The organism is Pedobacter sp. UYP1 (genome assembly GCF_040547305.1).
GTDB lineage: Bacteria > Bacteroidota > Bacteroidia > Sphingobacteriales > Sphingobacteriaceae > Pedobacter.
In genome coordinates, this window is record NZ_JBEPPL010000002.1 from 790,001 (window position 1) to 809,338 (window position 19,338).

Sequence of the window (19,338 nt, forward strand, 5' to 3'; positions counted from 1 at the left end):
TATGTGTGCAAAATTAGAATCCCACAATCACGATATAACTTACGAAGGACTATTACAAGGTAATAAGGACTGGGTAGCGAAAACTTTAGCTGAAGATCCTGCTTTCTTTGACCGTTTATCTGCTGGACAGAAGCCGCCAATTTTATGGATCGGCTGTTCAGATAGCAGGGTGCCTGCTAACCAGATCACCAATACCAATCCTGGTGATATCTTTGTTCACCGTAACATTGCAAATGTAGTAGTACATACGGATATGAACATGTTAAGTGTACTGGATTATGCTGTAAACGTGTTAGAAGTTGAGCATGTTATTGTTTGCGGACACTACGGATGTGGTGGTGTTGCAGCAGCATTAAGCAACAAGCAATTCGGAATTATTGATAACTGGTTAAGAAATATAAAAGATACTTATCGTTTACATTATCATGAACTGGATAGAATATCAGATGATAAAAAACGTACAGACAGATTAGTAGAGCTGAATGTTATAGAAGGTGTATTTAACCTGACCAAGACATCTATTGTTCAAAACAGATGGGGAAATGGAAAGAAATTAGGTATCCATGGATGGGTTTACAGTTTGGAAACCGGATTAATCAAAGATCTTGGCGTAACTACAGAATCTAATGATCATATTTCTGCGGTATTTAAGATAGATGGTCTGACTACACCTAAAGTTGAAGCTCCAGCTAAAACTCCTGTTGATCAGAAATAATTTTCTGCAATTATAATGTTATAAAAAAAGCCTTTTAATGAAGTACCCCCCAAAAAGTTAGATACTTATTGGGGGGCACTTTATTAACCGGCTTTTTTTATATTTTGATTAGCCCATGAATGGGTAACGGTAATCCTTTGGTGGATCGAATGTTTCTTTGATTGTACGTGGAGAAGCCCAACGTAATAAGTTAATCATTGAACCCGCTTTATCGTTTGTACCTGAACCTCTGGCACCGCCAAATGGCTGCTGACCAACTACAGCACCAGTACATTTATCATTGATATAGAAATTACCCGCTGCATTACGCAAAGCATAAGACGCTTTATCAATAGCATAACGGTCCTGAGCAATTACAGCACCAGTTAAAGCATATCCTGAAGTCGTATCAATTAACGTTAGTACCTGATCGAAATCTGCATCATCATATACATATACTGTCAATACAGGGCCGAATAACTCTTCGCTCATGGTTGTATATTTAGGATCATCAACCACTAAAACTGTTGGCTCAATAAAGTAACCTTTAGATTTATCGTAGTTTCCACCAGCAATGATTTCTACACCTTTATCAGTTTTTGCCTGATCAATATATTTTGCCAGTTTAGTGAAAGAACGATCGTCAATTACTGCATTGATAAAGTTGCTGAAATCTTCAGTTCCACCCATTTTAAAGGTCGCAAGATCACGCAGCATCAATTCTTTAATTTTTGGCCATAAACTTTTCGCAATGTAAGTTCTTGAAGCAGCAGAACACTTCTGTCCCTGGTATTCAAAAGCACCACGTATAATGGCTGTACTTGAAACCTCAGCATCTGCAGAACCGTGAACCAGGATAAAATCTTTACCACCTGTTTCACCTACAATACGAGGATATGTTTTGTATTTATGGATATTGGTACCGATAGTTTTCCAGATGTTCTGGAATACAGCAGTAGATCCTGTAAAGTGAATACCAGCAAAATCAGGACTGTTGAAGATTACTTCTCCAGCTTCAGGACCATCCACATAAACTAAGTTGATTACCCCATCAGGTAAACCTGCTTCTCTGAAAATTTCCATCAATAAGTTAGCTGCATAAACCTGAGTATCGGCAGGTTTCCAAACAACAACGTTACCCATTAATGCTGCTGATGTTGGCAGGTTTGCCGCAATAGCAGTAAAGTTGAAAGGAGTTAAAGCGAAAACGAACCCTTCTAAAGGACGTTGTTCAACTCTGTTCCAAACACCCTTTGGTGAAACCGGAGGTTGTTGTTTATAAATGTCAGCCATATAACTTACGTTGAAACGTAAGAAATCTATCAGCTCACAAGCTGCATCAATTTCTGCCTGGTAAGCATTTTTTGATTGACCAAGCATTGTTGCTGCATTTAATTTATAACGATACGGGCCTGAAATTAACTCAGCGATCTTTAAAAATATAGCTGCACGTTGTTCCCATGGCAAGTTTTCCCATTGAGGCTTTGCAGCTAATGCCGCATCAATTGCCTGTTGTACATGAGTTTTGTCGCCTATGCTATATTGTGCTAAAACGTGTTGGTGATCGTGCGGTGGAGTAACTGTTCCTTTTTTATCAGTGTGGACTGCTTTGCCCCCGATATACATTGGGATGTCACCTTTTTTTGAACGTGCTTCAGCTAAAGCAGCTTTCAATAATTCACGTTCTTTACTTCCTGGTGCGTAACCTAAAATAGGTTCGTTCTCAGGTGTTGGTACGTTAAAAAATCCTTTGAGCATGATATAATATTGTTGTTTGCACAAAGATAGTTTTTTATTTTATTGCCTGTCAATCCATTCTACTATATGATATTCTGCTAACAGACCCTGGCGCGGAGAAAATAATTCTTATTTTTGAAAGGCGGTTCAATTTAGCAGACTCATTCAGGCCGCTTCTGAATTTATAGCATGATAAAATACGTCCGGTTATTATTACTTCCTTTTTCTGTTCTTTATGGCGTCGTGGTTATTTTTAGAAATAAGCTCTATGATTGGGGGCTTTTCAAATCTGCACGATTCGATATTCCTGTCATCTGTGTAGGAAACCTGGTTGTAGGTGGTTCTGGAAAAAGTCCGGTCACTGAATATCTGGTACACTTGCTTAGCGATTATAAAATTGCCATTTTAAGCAGAGGGTATGGACGGGAAACGAAAGGATTTTTATATGCAGATCAGACTGCCACTGCAAAGTCAATAGGAGATGAACCTTTACAGTTTTATCATAAATTTCCACAAGTAACCGTAGCAGTATGTGAAGATAGAGTAAAAGGAATAACGCAATTGAAGGATGCACACGACGTAATTATACTGGATGATGCCTTTCAGCACAGGAGCTTGAATCCTGGGTTCAGTATTCTGCTTTTCGAATTTCAGAAGTTATTGAGCACGCAATTCTTATTACCAGCAGGGAATATGAGAGAACCTTTCCGGGGATACAAACGGGCAGATATTTTACTAGTTACCAAATCACCTCTCAAGATCACTGATCAGCAGAAAAAGAAGTGTGCGAAGAACTTTGATAAAGTAGCAGCTGCTCAGCTTTTCTTTTCTTCTATAAACTATAAAAGCCTGAGAGGTCTGTTCACCACTACAGTATTGAATGTAGAATCTCTCCGGGATAAAAAGATTTTTTTACTGACTGGCATTGCCAATCCAAAACCATTATTTGATTATCTGTCGGATTTTTCTTCTGCCATTGAACATCATGATTACCCGGACCATCACGCATTCAGTTTAGGGAATTTGCGTAAATTGGCAGAGGCATTTCATCAGGATTCTGCGAAAGAAAAAATTATTATCACAACAGAAAAGGATGCGCAACGTTTATTTGATGTTACAATCAAAGAATTACTATTAAATTTGCCTGTATTTTATTTGCCTATTCATATAAATATTGAGGCGGCCCACAAAAAAACATTTGACCAAAAGATCCTAAAATATGTTTCAGACACTACACGAGACCGTTGAGTACATCAAGTTAAAATGCAATAATTTCCAGCCGGAAATCGGAATAATATTAGGTACCGGATTAGGTGGTCTGGTGAATGAGATCGATGTAGAATTCAGTCTGATGTATTCTAATATCCCTAATTTCCCTATTTCTACTTTAGAATTCCACTCTGGAAAGCTGATCTTCGGAAATCTTAATGGTAAAAAGGTAGTTGCTATGCAAGGCCGGTTACATTATTATGAAGGCTATTCCATGCAGCAGATTACTTTTCCAATCAGAGTGATGAAGGCCCTTGGAATTCAGCATTTGTTTATCTCTAATGCAGCTGGTTCACTGAATGCTGACTTTAAAAAAGGTGATTTGATGATTATCAATGATCATATCAATTTACAACCTGAAAGTCCGTTACGTGGCAGAAATGATAATGATATGGGGCCAAGGTTTCCTGACATGAGTCAGCCTTATCAAAAAGATTTTATTAAACGTGCAATGGAAATTGCAGCCGCAGAAAAGATTACGTGCCACCAGGGCGTTTATGTTTCTGTAACGGGACCAAACCTGGAAACGAAAGCAGAATATAAATATTTGCGCATTATAGGTGGTGATGCAGTAGGGATGAGTACTGTTCCTGAAGTTATTGTTGCCAACCATATGAGCATTCCGGTTTTTGCAATTTCCGTACTGACTGATGAAGGTTTTGGTGATGTTTTAGTTCCGGTAAGTTTGGAAGAAATACTGGAAACAGCACGCGCAGCTGAACCTAAAATGACGAAAATATTAAGCCAGCTAATTCTTTCTTTATAATGTATAAAACCATTGTTTTATTTCTTTTAAGCTGTGTCTTGTTTGGGGCAAAGCAATCTTTTGCTCAGGACCTTAAGACTTCAGTGAATCAAAATAAAGAATTAGATTCCTTAAGAAGTAAGCTGGAAAATAGTAAAGACTCTGTTATTTTTACCTCGCGCTTTATTCGTTATACTACGCTTGGACTAACTAAAGACAGTATTCAGACGCTTGCCTTGGATACAAGTTTAAGAGGGATGCAGAATTTTAGCCCGATTGTTCAGCCCAGAAGACCAACAATCAACACAGGTAATATTGGTCTTGCCGCCAGAGATCTTTTGTTTGTACCTTCAAAAACGATTGGTTTTGATCCGGGATTTCACTCGCTGGACTGGTATGCGCTGGGTAATGATGATATTAAATATTATCAGGCACGTACACCTTTTAGTAATCTTTATTATGCAGGACAATATAGTGGTGATGCAGAGCAGATTTTCAGGGTAACACATTCTCAGAATATTAAGAAAAATTTTAATATCGGAGCCAGTTATAACCGGATAGGAGCAAATGGTACTTATCAGAGGCAAAGGGGAGATGTGCTGAATGGTACATTTTTTAGCTGGTATACTTCGCCAAATAAAAGATATGCACTTTATGCCAATGCTATCTTTAATACATTGAAAGCTTATGAAAACGGCTCAATTACCAATACCAATATTTTTGGAGACAATAACCTGTCGATAGACCGGATGTCACAATCAGTAAGACTGCCGGATTCCAGGCAAATCTACAGAAAGAACACTTTCTTTCTGAGGCAAACCTATTTTGTTGGCCGTATCGATAGCTTAGACCAGGAGATCTCTAAAAAAGTACTTCCAACCAATAAGATTACTTATACGATCAAATATGATAAGGATTCTTATGCTTTCCAGAAGAAGACTGCAGATGACCATACTGTTTTGCCCTCAGGAATGCGCGATCTTTCCTATACCAATGACAGTACCTCTGTGCAGCATATACAAAATGAATTTATCTACAGTTTCTTTCTGCGTGGAAAATCCAAATCTGTCATCAAGAATGAGTTAAAACTGGACGCTGGTATCCGCCATGATTTTTACAAGTATTCGCAAATAGTAGGTGTTCTCCCGCAAACGAATACCTATAATTTTACAGATGCCGCCGGAGTTGTCACTTCACAGACGATTACAGTTGACAATAAGTATTTTTCTAATTATGCTAAAACATTCCAGAATGTGACGCTTTTGGGTTCTGCAGGTTATAGATTCAGCAACCGGATAGATCTGAACTTTGATGTACAACAAATCTTTCAGGGCAGACAAGCCGGCGACTTTATGTATGAAGCTAAAAGTAATGTGCTGGTTAGCAATAATCTGGGCAGGATAGTTTTAGGTGGATATATTCAGAATAAATCACCAGAAGAAATTTATGATACCCATTATGGAAACCATTTCGGCTGGACCAATGCAACTGTAGATCCTAAACTTGCTGAGCTAAAGACTACTAATCCCCTTGCTTCACCCAATATTGTGATACTGGCGAGTCCATTTAACAGAACGAAAACAGTTAATCTGTCTTTTAAATATGTGAATGATAAGCTTGGATTGGATGCAGGTGCAGAATACTATATGATTAATAACTATCTGTATTTTGTACAGAAAAATACAACTGTTGATTCATTGACTATTCTGCCAGCGCAAGAAGCAGGAAGCATTAGTGTATTGAAAGTAACTGTCGGAAAGAAATTCACTTTCGGAAGATTCAACCTGGATAGTTATGTTGTTTATCAGAAAACAAGTAAACCTGATATCATGCCAACACCCGATTTTTATACTTTCAATAGTATATATATGAAAGCGAAGGTATTCAAAGTTCTGAATACGGAGTTTGGAGTTGATGTGAGGTATAACACAAAATATGTAAATTATTCTTACTCCCCATCGGTGAGCCAGTTTTATATCCGTCAATCGGCTCCTGACGCCGCCGTGGCCTATAAACCAGTTAAATTTGATACCTATCCGATCATTGATCTTTGGATAAGAGCGAGTTTAAGAAAGGCTAATATCTTTGTTAAATACGAATATCTTAACCAGGGACTCCAGTCTAAAGGATACTATACTGTAAACAGGTATCCGATGTCAGACCGGTTACTTAAAATAGGGTTGAGCTGGAACTTTTACGATTAATGATCAGGTTTTCTGATGCTTTTTCTTTGCTGCAGGAAACAGGACATTATTTAATATCAAACGATATCCTGGTGAATTAGGATGCAGATTTAAGTCTGTGGGTGGATCACCCACAGCATGCTGATAATCTTCAGGGTCATGTCCTCCGTAAAAAGTAAACTGACCTTTTCCAATATCACCATGCAGGTAACGTACTTCTGCTGCCCCTTTATTTTCTCCCAGAACAGTGATATTTGGTTTAATCAGACTCTTCCTGAAAGCTGTAGTCTGCCCCATAAACCCTTTAATTACACGGTCATGATCCTGTGTCAGCATAGTCGGCACCAGATCTGACTTTGCTGAAAATTCAAATAAAGTGAAGTAATCATTTTGCTGATTCAGGCTTCTGGTCTGTGTGACATCAATATCAGAAAACTCATAGTTTGCAGGATTTGGATCCAGTCTGAAATCTTTAAAGGCCAGTGTCTTATTGAAATCCAGCTTAGACTGTGCATTTGGGTCTTCTGCATCCCCGTCAAACATACTGGCACAAATATCTACGCCCTCTGCCGACAGCGCAATATCAAAACTATCCGTAGCAGAGCACATGGCAAAAAGAAAACCTCCGCCTGCACAAAATTCAGTCATCTTCTTTGCTACCGCGAGTTTCATCAGAGAGACTTTACTGAACCCATTTCTTTTAGCTGTTGCTTCCTGGTTTTTAACGTCTTCTTTGTACCAGGTTGCATTCTGAAAGGCACTCCAGAAGCGGCCATACTGTCCGGTAAAATCTTCGTGGTGTAAGTGTAACCAGTCATAACCGGTTAACTTATCTTTTAATACTTCGTCATCATACACAACGTCGTACGGAATCTCTGCATAGGTGAGTACCATCGTTACGGCATCGTCCCAGGGCAATTTGCTTTTGGGAGAGTAGACGGCAATTTTTGGTGCCTTTTCCAGTTTAACCATTTCCATATTCACAGCAGGGTCACTGATTTCGTTCAATATAGCTGTAACCTTGCCATCGGCGATGACCTGGTAAGAAACTCCCCTGGTTTTACACTCATCTTCTATCAGTTTATTATATTTAATCAGAAAACTGCCACCCCTGTAATTCAATAACCAACTTACATCTGCCTGCTGTTTAATACTCCAGTAGGCAATACCATAAGCTTTGAGGTGGTTTTTCTGATCTTCATCCATGTTAATCAGGATCGATGAAGCTTTCATTGCCAAGGTTAAAGTCAGCAATAGCAACAGAAGGAAACTCTTTTTTAAAATCATAAGTTAGCAGGCCAGGTACTAATCTAAACTTTAGATAGCTGATTTAAAATTTTTACGACTATTAAACGTTAAAATGAATCATTATATATACATTTATAGGTTGGATAGGTTTTTGAACCTTTAGTTTATCTAGTCGTTTCAATTTACTAAATTTGACCATTACAAAAAAGAATATGAGCAAAGCAATAATAAAAACAGAAAAAGGCGACATGACTGTCGAGTTTTATGACACAGATGCCCCTAACACAGTTGCGAACTTTAAAAAATTAGCAAACGAAGGGTTTTATGATGGAATCACTTTTCACCGTGTAATTCCTGATTTCGTAGTACAAGCAGGATGTCCGAATTCCAAAGATGCAGCTACAGCTCATTTAGCTGGAACTGGTGGCCCTGGTTACAAAATTGACTGTGAACTTGATGGTGGAAATCAACATCACGAACGCGGTGTATTATCTATGGCACATGCTGGTAGAAACACTGGTGGTTCACAATTCTTCATTTGTCACAGCAGATCAAACACTGCACATTTAGATAGAAACCATACTTGCTTTGGCAAAGTGGTTGAAAATGTTGACATTGTTGATGATCTCAAACAAGGAGATAAGATTTTAGGTATAGAAGTGATAGAAGATTAAGATATGAATTTAAGAGGAATTGTAGCCGTATCTGGCAGACCAGGTTTATTTAAACTTGTTGGACAAAATAAAGCAGGTTATGTACTGGAAGGCTTAGATGCTCAGAAAGTTAAAATCGTAACTAGTATTTCTTCTACTAAACTAGCTTCATTAGAGGATATTACTATCTACGGTGAAGATGAGGATTTGAAACTAGTTGACGTTTTAGCAAATATTGCTGCATTGAAAGGTGAAGTTGCTGACGCTAAAGCGGATGCTGCTGTTTTAAGAGCATTATTCGTTGAGGTTGCACCTACACACGATCAGGAAAAAGTTTATACTTCAGACATGAAGAAAATCGTTACCTGGTACCACTTATTGAAGGATCTTCCTTTGTTCACTGAAGCTGCTCCGGGAGCTGCTGAAGGTGCTGAGGCGGTTAAAGCTGCAGATGATAAGAAAGTTAAGGCTACGCCTAAACCTTCAAATGCTAAAGCTCCGGTTAAAACATCTCAGCCAGCTAAAAAAGCTAGCATGACAAGTAAAAAAGGAGTTTAAGAATTCCACACTATAAAAAAACCGGATGTTTAACATCCGGTTTTTTTACGTGCAAAATTTCTTGTTGCATGCTAAAAATCACTTATAAGTAATATACGATCAGCAGAAATGCAAGTATAGAGATGATGATGGCAATTGTAAATCCCCACCGGTTACCATTGCCTCTGCTTCTGAATTTGTATTTTCTTTTAAAATCTCCTGGTTGCATAAAATTCCTTTCTTAGTTTAAATAGCTTATGATGATGATGCAGAAAATGAAATATTCCATAAAGCCTTTTCAGAATAAATATGAATTGCTATTCATGGTGGTAAGGCTCGCCCTTTAAGATACTAAATGCTCTGTATAACTGTTCAACAAAAAATAAACGGACCATTTGGTGTGAAAATGTCATGTCTGATAAAGAGATACTTCCATTTGCTCTTTTATATACGCTTTCGTCAAAACCATAGGGGCCACCAATCACAAATATCATATGTTGAACACTTCCAATCATTTGTTTGTTCAGATAATTTGAAAATTGAACGGATGTATATTTTTTTCCTTTTTCATCCATTAAAATAACAGTATCCAGATTGCTGATTTGTTTCAGGATCAACTCGGCTTCTTTGCCTTTCTGCTGCGCTTCTGTTAAATTCTTGGTGTTCTTCACATCAGGAATCACAACCAGGCTGAAACCAATATAATGTTTTAACCGGTTAAGGTATTTTTCAATACCCTCGATCAGATATTTATCCTCTGTTTTTCCGACAACGAGTAAAGTTATTTTCATTCAAAATTAATGTGCTAATGTAGTAATCCCTATATTAGAAGCGGTTGAATTAAGAAACCACGAGGTGCTGAAAGTTAAGCGCTTCTAATAAAAACAGGACTCAAAGATATGGTAAAATCTAAAGATAGTATTTTAAAGGACTATCAAAATAACGTTACAACTCAAGAAGAACAAATTAAAGTAATCAATAAAACGCTCAATAACATATCGTTATCCAGATTAGGCCTGTTTATTATTGAAATACTTTTAGTAAGCATTACGATCTATTTCGGCTATCATTGGTTGATTGGTATCCTGATGTGTATTCCTGTATTGTGTTTTATGGCGATTGTGAAGCGCCAGACCGCTAAAGAGCAAGAGCTGAATTATGCAGAGAAAATGCTTTTTGTATTTCAGAATGAAGTCGATCTCATTCTGACAGGTAAAAATAAGTATAAAGAAGGCAAGCATTTTGAAGACGAATATCATCCTTATGCTTCAGATCTGGATATTTACGGACATTCTTCATTATATGCATTTATCAATAGGTCAAACACGGTGAATGGGATGAAACTGCTTGCGGATAGTTTGAATAATCCTGCAATACCGGAACTTATTATGGAACGCCAGGAAGCAATCATTGAATTAACCAGACATATAGATCAGACTTTCCACTTCAGAGCAGGACTTCAAAATCATAAACCAGAACAGCTGGAAATCATCAGCTATAAACTGGAACACCAAATGCCAGATCAGTTGAAATTCACACATAGTCCATTGCTGAGGCTATATACAATGATAGTGCCTTTTATATCTGCCGGATTAATTATTCTCGGTTCTTTATACGGAGGCTTTTTTTGGGAAGCATTAGGATTTTACGCCTTTGTTAACGTTGTTTTATGTTTTTACTTCAGTAAAAAGATTAACCAGGTTCATTCTGGGTTTAGTGGTAGTGCAAGTTTACTCAACGCAATCTCAGGAACTGTGAAATGGACAGAAGAACTCAAATGGGAAAGTAAATATATTAAAGGTTTCTTTACTGAGCTTAAGGTAGCTGTACCACTGAGTGTGCAAATCAAAAAACTATCAGGCATTATCAATTCATTTGATGTGCGGTTAAATATGGTTGTCGGTACTATTTTTAATGTATTCCTGTTATGGGATTTCAGATGTGCCATCCAGCTCGGTAAATGGTTTGTTAACTCTTCAGATCAATTGATCAGGGGATTATATACCATCAGTCAGTTTGAAGAATTGATTTCCTTTGCTACTTTTAATTATAACGAACCAGAGCTTACTTTTCCGGTAATCTCAGACACTTTTCATTTCGAAGCCAGGGAACTGGGACATCCGCTCATTGCGGAAAGTAAGCGGGTAGTTAACACTTATAGTTTTGACAGCCAGCCAACGGTTGATATCGTAACAGGATCAAATATGGCAGGTAAGAGTACGTTTCTGCGCACGGCTGGTATCAATATGGTATTGGCATTTTCGGGAGCTCCTGTGTGTGCTAAATACATGAAAGTATCCATCTTTGAAATTTTGACCTATATGCGGATTAAAGATTCATTGAATGACCAGACCTCAACTTTTAAAGCCGAATTGAACAGACTGAAAATGATTCTGGAAGGAGTAACTTCATTAGCTCATCCATTAGTCCTGATCGATGAGATGCTGAGAGGAACAAACAGTAAGGACAAATACCTGGGATCTAAAGTTTTTATTCAGCAGATGATCCTCAAAAAAACACCAACACTATTTGCTACACATGATCTGCAGTTATCCGAAATGATTGAAAAGTATGCTGGCCTGGTTAGAAACTATCATTTTGATATTCAGCTGGCAGCAGGGGAAATGAATTTTGATTACAAATTAAAAGAAGGCGCTTGTAAAACATTTAACGCTGCTTTACTCTTGAAAGAAATAGGGTTGAGTTTTAATCCTGACGAGGCAGAGGCTTAAAAACCGGGGCGGTAAATTAATCAGCTGATAACTTTACTGTAAATATAACATGAAGTTAACATCAAATTCTCATATTGCCTGTTATAGAATTCAGATATGATTAAAGCATCCGATTTCGGTGAGGATTTTTCGTGGGGCGTGGCTACTGCCGCTTTACAAATTGAAGGCGCTGCAGACATGTATGGGAAAGGGCCATCTATATGGGATACCTTTTCTAAAAGATCAGGTAAAATCAAAAAAGGACATAGTCCGGCAATGGCTTGTGATTTTTATCACCGCTATAACGAAGATATTGCATTGGTTAAATTGCTTGGATTTTCAGTCTTCCGGTTTTCTATTTCCTGGCCAAGGGTGCTTCCATTTGGGAAAGGAATTGTTAATGAAGAGGGGATCAGGTTCTACCATAATGTAATAGATGAATGCCTGGAACAAGGAATTACTCCATACATCACACTTTACCACTGGGATCTGCCCGAAGCTTTAGAAGAAGAAGGCGGATGGACAGCATTTAGCATTAATACGGCCTTTAATGCTTTTGTCACACTTTGTGCAAGAACTTATGGGGATAAAGTGAAAAACTGGATTGTACTGAATGAACCTTTTGGCTTTACTTCTCTGGGTTATATGCTCGGGGTACATGCACCAGGAAAAACGGGGCTGACTAACTTTTTCTCTGCCGTACACCATACCGCAATTGCACAGGCAGACGGGGGGCGCATTTTACGTGCAGAAGTATCTGGTGCCAATATCGGAACCACGTATTCCTGTTCAGAGATTATTCCTTATACTCAGAGTGATGCCGATATTCTGGCAGCCTCCAGAGTAGATTGCCTGATGAACCGGTTATTTATAGAGCCCGCATTGGGAATGGGGTATCCAGGACAAGATTGGGAAGTCATGGAAAAATTTGCAATCTCACATTCTACCTGGCGGCATACCGAACGCCTCACATTTGATTTCGATTTTATTGGATTACAAAACTATTTTCCGCTGACGATTAAATACAATGCGTTTATACCGGTTGTACAAGCGTGGGAGGTGAAAGCTAAAAACAGGAAGAAACCGCATACCGCTATGGGCTGGGAAATTAATGGTGATAGTTTCTATAATATCATTAGACAGTTTGCATCCTATCCTTCGGTTAAAAACCTGGTCATTACAGAAAATGGGGCTGCTTTTAATGATAAACTTGCAGCAGGAGCAATAGAGGATGCTGACCGTATAGAATACTTCAGGCTATACCTGCTGGCTGTACTGAGAGCCAAAAAAGAAGGGATCAACATTACTGGCTATATGGCCTGGACATTACTCGATAACTTTGAATGGGCAGAGGGTTTTAACGCCAGGTTCGGTTTAGTCCATAATGATTTTAAAACGCAGCAAAGGACTATCAAATCATCAGGATACTGGTGGCAGGAATTCCTGAAAAAATAAAGGCATAAAAAAACTCCCGCCTTTAGACGGGAGTTTTTTATGAAGCTATATATTATTGAGCTACCTGCTTACGGATAATATTCAATGCGCCACCAGCTTTGAACCAGTCAATCTGCTGTGCATTATAACTATGGTTAACTTTGAAGTCTTCTTTCGTACCATCTGCATGGTTTAACACAATGGTTAAAGGTACATCAGGAGTGAAAGTTGTTAAACCAACGATATCAATTACATCATCCTCACGGATCTTATCATAATCTTCCTTGTTCGCGAATGTTAAACCTAACATTCCTTGTTTTTTCAAGTTAGTTTCATGGATACGTGCAAAAGATTTAACCAATACAGCACGAACACCAAGGTGACGAGGCTCCATGGCCGCATGCTCACGTGAAGAACCTTCACCGTAGTTTTCATCACCAACTACGATAGTTCCGATATGATCTGCTTTATAAGCACGTTGTGTTGCAGGAACAGGACCATATTCACCAGTTAACAAGTTTTTAACCGTGTCAGTTTTATCATTGAAATAATTCACTGCACCGATCAGCATGTTATTAGAGATATTGTCCAGGTGACCACGGAATTTTAACCATGGACCAGCCATAGAAATATGGTCAGTTGTACATTTTCCTTTTGCTTTGATCAGTAATCTTAAACCTGTAAGGTCAGTACCTTCCCATGGAGTAAAAGGATCAAGCAATTGCAACCTGTGAGAAGTTGGAGAAACTAAGATCTGAACACCACTTCCATCAGCTGCTGGTTCCTGATAACCTGCGTCATCAACAGCAAAACCTCTTGGAGGCAATTCAAATCCTGTAGGCTCATCCAGTTTTACCTGCTCACCATTTGCATTGGTTAAAGTATCTGTCAATGGGTTAAAGCTTAAGTCACCAGCAATAGCTAAAGCAGTTACCAATTCCGGAGAACCAACAAAAGCAAAAGTATTCGGGTTACCATCCGCACGTTTAGCGAAGTTACGGTTGAAAGAGTGAACGATTGTGTTTTTCTCTTGTTTCTCCGAACCTACTCTGTCCCACATTCCAATACAAGGTCCACAAGCATTTGTAAATACCTTTGCACCTATTTGTTTGAATACATCCATAAATCCATCACGTTGTATCGTGAAACGGATTTGCTCAGATCCAGGGTTGATACAATATTCAGATTTAGCTGTTAAGCCTTTTTCCGCCACTTGTCTCGCTACACTTACCGCTCTTGAAATATCTTCGTACGAAGAGTTTGTGCAAGACCCGATCAGACCTACGTCGATTTTCATCGGCCATCCGTTAGCTAAAGCCACCTCTTTCATTTTTGAAATAGGAGTTGCTAAATCCGGAGTAAACGGCCCGTTCAGATAAGGCTCAAGTGTAGATAAGTCAATTTCAATTACCTGGTCAAAATATTTAGCAGGATCTGCATAAACTTCAGCATCACCAGTTAAGTGTTCTTTAACAGCATTGGCAGCATCAGCAACATCAGCTCTGTTGGTCGCACGTAAATAACGTTCCATGCTCTCATCATAACCGAAAGTTGAAGTTGTTGCACCGATTTCAGCACCCATATTACAAATGGTACCTTTACCAGTACAGCTCATATTCGTTGCACCTTCGCCAAAATATTCAACAATAGCACCAGTACCACCTTTTACAGTCAGGATACCAGCCACTTTTAAGATTACATCTTTAGGTGAAGACCAGCCGCTTAATTTACCGGTTAACTTTACACCAATTAATTTAGGGAATTTAAGCTCCCATGGTAAGCCTGCCATTACATCACAAGCATCAGCACCACCAACACCAATTGCAACCATACCTAAACCGCCAGCATTCACAGTGTGTGAATCTGTTCCGATCATCATTCCACCTGGAAATGCATAGTTTTCCAATACAACCTGGTGAATGATACCTGCACCTGGTTTCCAGAAACCAATACCATATTTGTTGGATACCGAAGCAAGGAAATCAAATACTTCTTTACTTTCTGTATTTGCAGCAGGAAGATCCTGCTCTGCACCTAATTTTGCAGTAATCAAGTGATCACAGTGTACCGTTGAAGGCACAGCAACTTTCGGTCTGCCAGCTTGCATAAATTGCAATAATGCCATTTGGGCAGTTGCATCCTGCATAGCTACACGGTCAGGAGCAAAATCTACATAATCAGTACCCCTTACGTAAGAAGTATTTGTTTTTTCATCCCAAAGGTGAGTATATAAGATTTTTTCTGAGAGTGTTAAAGGTCTGCCTACTAATTTACGGGCCGCCTCAACTCGGGGACCAAAGTTTGCATACACCTTTTTGATCATTTCTATATCAAAAGCCATTGATAATATGTGTTAAAAGGTAATATAATTTAAATTATTTGTAGCGAATTTACAAAAAAAAACAGGCTGAGGCTAACCTATGTAGGGTCATTATATTATTTATACATGTTCTAAATAAAATGAATGCTTCTCCCTGGAACTCAATTCGCTGAAGGCTGTCCATAAACGGACGATAATGTTCATTTACGGACAACAATAAGAACAGCTAAGCTTCAAATAGCTGTTTAGAAGTCTTTTTACCCCTTTGTCGCTTTTGGCCTGAACTTCGTAAAGCTCAGTGAAATTAAAGCGTATGGAACTTATAACCCTGAGCGGTTAAAAATTTTAAGGTGGCCGGCAAAGCGAACTTTAGTCTGTCAAATGCTTTCAGGCTGTCATGGAATACGATTATAGAACCGTTTGTCGTGTTTTTGATTACGTTTTCATAACATTTTTCAGGAGAAAGGTTCACATCAAAGTCTCCGCTCAGCACATCCCACATGATCACATTAAGCTGTGGGTTAATTTTGCGCAGTGCTTTGATCTGGGACTTTTTTATTCTCCCGTAAGGCGGACGAAACAAGTGCGTTTTGGTGAGTTGCTGGCAGGATTTGAAATTCTGAATATAAGTATTATCCTCAGTTTTCCAGCCCTTTAAGTGGTTAAACGTGTGGTTTCCTATCGCGTGGCCTTCGCTTTTAACTTGTTCAAAAATTTGAGCATGTTTGTTTATATTGTCACCAATACAGAAGAAAGTAGCTTTGCAATTGAAACTTTTTAAAGTATTTAAAACAAAGTCTGTAACAACCGGTATAGGTCCGTCGTCAAAGGTTAAATAGACGACTTTGTCAGACCGGCTTTTGTTCCAGACTAAGGATGGATAATACCATTTTAATAAAAGAGGTGATTTAACCAGATACATTGATCAAATGTAAGAAATTACAGATGGTTGTAAAGAAATTGATAAAATCGATAAGTTGTTTATTTAAGAAAAATACAAAACCAATGAAAATGTTTACTAAAAATACGCTGTCAAAATTAACCTTCGCTGTTACTTTTAGTTTGGTCACAGCAGGTATGTCTGCTAACCTGCACGCCCAGGAGACGCTAACCATTCAGGATGCGATTGATCGTATGCTGGAAAATAACCTGAATATTAAACAATCGTCATTGAATGTGTCTACTGCAGCTGTAAATCTGGAACAGTCCAAAGCAGCGCTTTATCCAAGTTTGAACGGAACCGTAAACAATACGCTGAATTACGGAAGAAGTTTGAACCCTGCAACGAATCAGTTGATCACACAGAATTTCTATTCAGGAGACGGAAGCCTGAGTGCTCAGGTAGATGTTTTTGCCGGATTTAGTAAAGTTAATCAGATCCGTCAGAATAAAATTTTACTGGAAGCTGGAAACAGTAACCTGGATAAAATTAAGAATGACCTTGTTTTGCAGGTTGTGACCTCTTATTTTCAAGTGGTATTTAATACCGATTTATTAAAGGCTTCCAAAGAGCAGCTATTGGTTGCACAGGAAACACAAAGACGCGAGCAGTCTTTGCTAGAAGCTGGAAACAAAACGCTGGCAGACATTTCGCAGGCCAAAGCGCAGACCGCCACAGCTGAGCTGAATGTGACCAATGCACAAAACCAGTTGACCATTTCATACCTGACACTTTCTCAGTTGATGGAAATGCGTCCTGACTCTCAGAATTATACAGTAGTTAAGCCGACTATTAAAGATATCGCAGAAGCGCAAAAAAGCTATGACGTCAATGATGTCTATACTACTTCCGTATCATTTTTTCCGGATATCAAACTTGCAGAATTAAACAGACGGGCTGCTGAAAAAGCTGTCGATGTAGCGAAAGGATCTTATTATCCAAAACTTGCAGTAGGTGCTGGTCTTGGGTCAAGATATTCTTACACCCTGGGTACAAAAACAGTTGGGTTTCCTGCCGATGCACATTTAACCGATCAGATCAGCAATAACTTTTATCAGAATGTTGGTTTTTCACTTTCCATTCCAATCTTCAATGGCTATACCGTGAGATCAAATGTGAAAAGAGCAAAGATCTCTTATGAAACCAGTAAAATCAGTGAGCAGCTGGCTAAGAACAATTTAAATAAAGTGATTGCTCAGGCAGTGGCTGATTTAAGAGCCGCCGACAGCAGATACAAATCAAACGAAAATACTTTTAATGCCCAAAAAGACGCTTTTAACGTAATTGAACAACGTTATGCAGTAGGTTTGGTGAATTCATTAGATTACAATACTTCACGAACAAACAGAAATAAAGCAGAAGTTGATTATATCCAGTCAAAATACGATTTACTATTCAAATCAAAAGTTATAGATTATTACTTAGGCAAACAGATAACCTTTTAAGCTCAGACCATAAATAAAATAGAAATGAAACTAAAATACATACTCATCGCCGTAGGAGCGCTTATTGTCTTATTAATTGCCGGTAAAGTGACCGGAATAATAGGCGGTGATAAAGCTGAAAAAGTTACGATAGAAAAAGCGAAAACCAGAAATATCATTGAAACCGTTACTGCAAGTGGTAAAATTAAACCGGAAACAGAGGTTAAAGTAAGTTCTGAGGTATCAGGTGAGGTTGTGGAATTACGTGTTAAAGAAGGGGATATCGTTAAAAAAGGTCAGCTTTTGTTTAGAATCAGACCAGACGTTTTGAAATCTGGTTTGGACAGGGCCAGTGCAACTTATAGTGCACAAAAAGCTTCCGTAGGATCGGCAGCGCAGCAACTTAAACAGGCTGAAGCTAACTTTGTCAATCAGGAAGCTGTCTACAAACGTAATGTAGAGTTATTCAAAAAGAAAGTGATTTCAGTTTCAGAATATGATGCCGCTAAAGCGGCTTACGTGACAGGTAAAACGAATTTGGACGGCGCAAAGCAATCTTTGATTGCTGCGAAGTATAACCTTGCACAAACTGGCGCGGGAGTTCAGGAAGCTAGTGCCAACCTGGCAAAAGCTACCGTATTTTCACCTGTTGACGGTGTGATTTCTAAATTATCGGTAGAACTTGGAGACAGGGTTTTAGGTACAGCTCAGTTTGCTGGTACAGAGTTGATGAGAATCTCTAACCTGAATACGATGGAAGTTAATGTTGATGTGAATGAAAATGATATTAACCGTGTAAATGTGGGTGACAATGCAGCAATTCAGGTTGATGCTTTTGATGATAAAAAGTTTAAAGGGGTGGTTACTGAAATAGCCAGTTCTTCTAAAGATATTGCTGTAGCAACAACAACAGTTGATCAGGTGACTAATTTTGTCGTTAAAGTTCGTATCTCGGCAGACTCCTATACAGGAATTAAAGGTGGAGCAAAAGATCTTCCATCTCCATTCAGACCAGGTTTGTCAGCGACAGTTGATATCGAAAGTTCTTCTGTGAAAAGTTTATCGGTTCCTATTATGGCTGTCTTTGTTGAAGGACTTAAAAAGGACGCTGTTAAAGAAGACAAAGAGGAAGATCCTGCTGGCGGGAAACAGAAAAGTAAGCTGAACGACAAAGCGATTAAACAGTATGTATACACGTATGCTGATGGTAAAGTGAAAAAAGTTGAGGTGACAACTGGTATTCAGGACGATAAATACATCCAGGTTAAAAGCGGATTGAAAGAAGGAACAGAGATTGTAAGTGGGCCATACTCAACCGTTCAGAACAAATTGAAAGACGGAATGAAAGTAGAAAAAGACGTTAAAGATCAGTCAGTTTCTAAATCTGAGAAGAAGTAAGACAGGCTGTTCGCAATAAATTAAGTAATTTGTCCCGGTTTAAAA

The 19,338-nt window shown here is 38.6% G+C and carries 15 protein-coding genes; 10 read left to right on the plus strand and 5 right to left on the minus strand.

Features of this window, described 5'->3' with window-relative positions:
• Window position 1: 1 nt before the first annotated feature.
• Complete coding sequence (gene can, locus ABIB30_RS07470; protein ID WP_354300660.1) at window positions 2-715, plus strand: carbonate dehydratase; 714 nt, start codon at window positions 2-4, stop codon at window positions 713-715.
• A 108-nt stretch (window positions 716-823) separates the two neighbouring features.
• Here the strand turns inward: can and pruA are convergent, their stop codons facing one another.
• Window positions 824-2,452: an L-glutamate gamma-semialdehyde dehydrogenase gene (gene pruA, locus ABIB30_RS07475; RefSeq protein WP_354300662.1), complete on the minus strand. Its 1,629-nt coding sequence runs from the start codon at window positions 2,450-2,452 to the stop codon at window positions 824-826.
• A gap of 168 nt (window positions 2,453-2,620) precedes the next feature.
• On the opposite strand from pruA, the gene lpxK reads away from it, so the two are divergent.
• From lpxK to ABIB30_RS07490, 3 genes are read left to right on the plus strand one after another with little or no spacing between them, the layout of a single operon-like run.
• Window positions 2,621-3,679 carry a tetraacyldisaccharide 4'-kinase gene (gene lpxK, locus ABIB30_RS07480; protein WP_354300664.1) on the plus strand — a complete coding sequence of 353 codons (1,059 nt, stop codon included), beginning with the start codon at window positions 2,621-2,623 and terminating at the stop codon, window positions 3,677-3,679.
• Window positions 3,651-4,466, plus strand: a complete 816-nt coding sequence (locus tag ABIB30_RS07485) for a purine-nucleoside phosphorylase (protein WP_354300666.1) — start codon at window positions 3,651-3,653, stop codon at window positions 4,464-4,466. The genes lpxK and ABIB30_RS07485 overlap by 29 nt, the downstream gene beginning before the upstream one ends.
• Window positions 4,466-6,649, plus strand: a complete 2,184-nt coding sequence (locus tag ABIB30_RS07490) for a putative porin (protein WP_354300667.1) — start codon at window positions 4,466-4,468, stop codon at window positions 6,647-6,649. The genes ABIB30_RS07485 and ABIB30_RS07490 overlap by 1 nt, the downstream gene beginning before the upstream one ends.
• Before the next feature lie 3 nt (window positions 6,650-6,652).
• Here the strand turns inward: ABIB30_RS07490 and ABIB30_RS07495 are convergent, their stop codons facing one another.
• Window positions 6,653-7,861 (minus strand): asparagine synthetase B, encoded by a 1,209-nt coding sequence (locus ABIB30_RS07495; RefSeq protein WP_354300669.1) that lies wholly within the window; start codon window positions 7,859-7,861, stop codon window positions 6,653-6,655.
• Window positions 7,862-8,088: 227 nt separating this feature from the next.
• On the opposite strand from ABIB30_RS07495, the gene ABIB30_RS07500 reads away from it, so the two are divergent.
• On the plus strand, window positions 8,089-8,550 hold the full coding sequence (locus ABIB30_RS07500) for a peptidylprolyl isomerase (protein WP_068403438.1): 462 nt from the start codon (window positions 8,089-8,091) through the stop codon (window positions 8,548-8,550).
• Window positions 8,551-8,553: 3 nt separating this feature from the next.
• The gene (locus ABIB30_RS07505) at window positions 8,554-9,087 is read left to right on the plus strand and encodes a DUF5606 family protein (RefSeq protein WP_354300671.1); all 534 of its coding nucleotides are present in this window, start codon (window positions 8,554-8,556) and stop codon (window positions 9,085-9,087) included.
• A 296-nt stretch (window positions 9,088-9,383) separates the two neighbouring features.
• Here ABIB30_RS07505 and rlmH read toward each other — a convergent pair whose 3' ends face one another.
• On the minus strand, window positions 9,384-9,857 hold the full coding sequence (rlmH, locus tag ABIB30_RS07510; protein ID WP_068403434.1) for a 23S rRNA (pseudouridine(1915)-N(3))-methyltransferase RlmH: 474 nt from the start codon (window positions 9,855-9,857) through the stop codon (window positions 9,384-9,386).
• Between the two features lie 108 nt (window positions 9,858-9,965).
• On the opposite strand from rlmH, the gene ABIB30_RS07515 reads away from it, so the two are divergent.
• Both ABIB30_RS07515 and ABIB30_RS07520 read left to right on the plus strand, forming a co-directional pair.
• A complete protein-coding gene (locus ABIB30_RS07515) occupies window positions 9,966-11,798 on the plus strand; it encodes a MutS-related protein (protein ID WP_354300673.1) in 1,833 nt (610 codons plus the stop codon).
• 96 nt (window positions 11,799-11,894) lie between these two features.
• Window positions 11,895-13,232, plus strand: coding sequence for a GH1 family beta-glucosidase (locus ABIB30_RS07520; protein ID WP_354300675.1), 1,338 nt, complete (start codon window positions 11,895-11,897; stop codon window positions 13,230-13,232).
• A 52-nt stretch (window positions 13,233-13,284) separates the two neighbouring features.
• On the opposite strand, the gene ABIB30_RS07525 is transcribed toward ABIB30_RS07520, so the two are convergent.
• Both ABIB30_RS07525 and ABIB30_RS07530 read right to left on the minus strand, forming a co-directional pair.
• Window positions 13,285-15,552 (minus strand): aconitate hydratase, encoded by a 2,268-nt coding sequence (locus ABIB30_RS07525; RefSeq protein ID WP_354300677.1) that lies wholly within the window; start codon window positions 15,550-15,552, stop codon window positions 13,285-13,287.
• A gap of 283 nt (window positions 15,553-15,835) precedes the next feature.
• Entirely contained in the window at window positions 15,836-16,453 is a 618-nt protein-coding gene (locus ABIB30_RS07530; protein ID WP_354300678.1) for a polysaccharide deacetylase family protein, read from the minus strand.
• Window positions 16,454-16,542: 89 nt separating this feature from the next.
• On the opposite strand from ABIB30_RS07530, the gene ABIB30_RS07535 reads away from it, so the two are divergent.
• Both ABIB30_RS07535 and ABIB30_RS07540 read left to right on the plus strand, forming a co-directional pair.
• Window positions 16,543-17,916 carry a TolC family protein gene (locus ABIB30_RS07535; RefSeq protein ID WP_354300680.1) on the plus strand — a complete coding sequence of 458 codons (1,374 nt, stop codon included), beginning with the start codon at window positions 16,543-16,545 and terminating at the stop codon, window positions 17,914-17,916.
• A 24-nt stretch (window positions 17,917-17,940) separates the two neighbouring features.
• A complete protein-coding gene (locus ABIB30_RS07540) occupies window positions 17,941-19,293 on the plus strand; it encodes an efflux RND transporter periplasmic adaptor subunit (protein WP_354300681.1) in 1,353 nt (450 codons plus the stop codon).
• Window positions 19,294-19,338 lie beyond the last annotated feature (45 nt).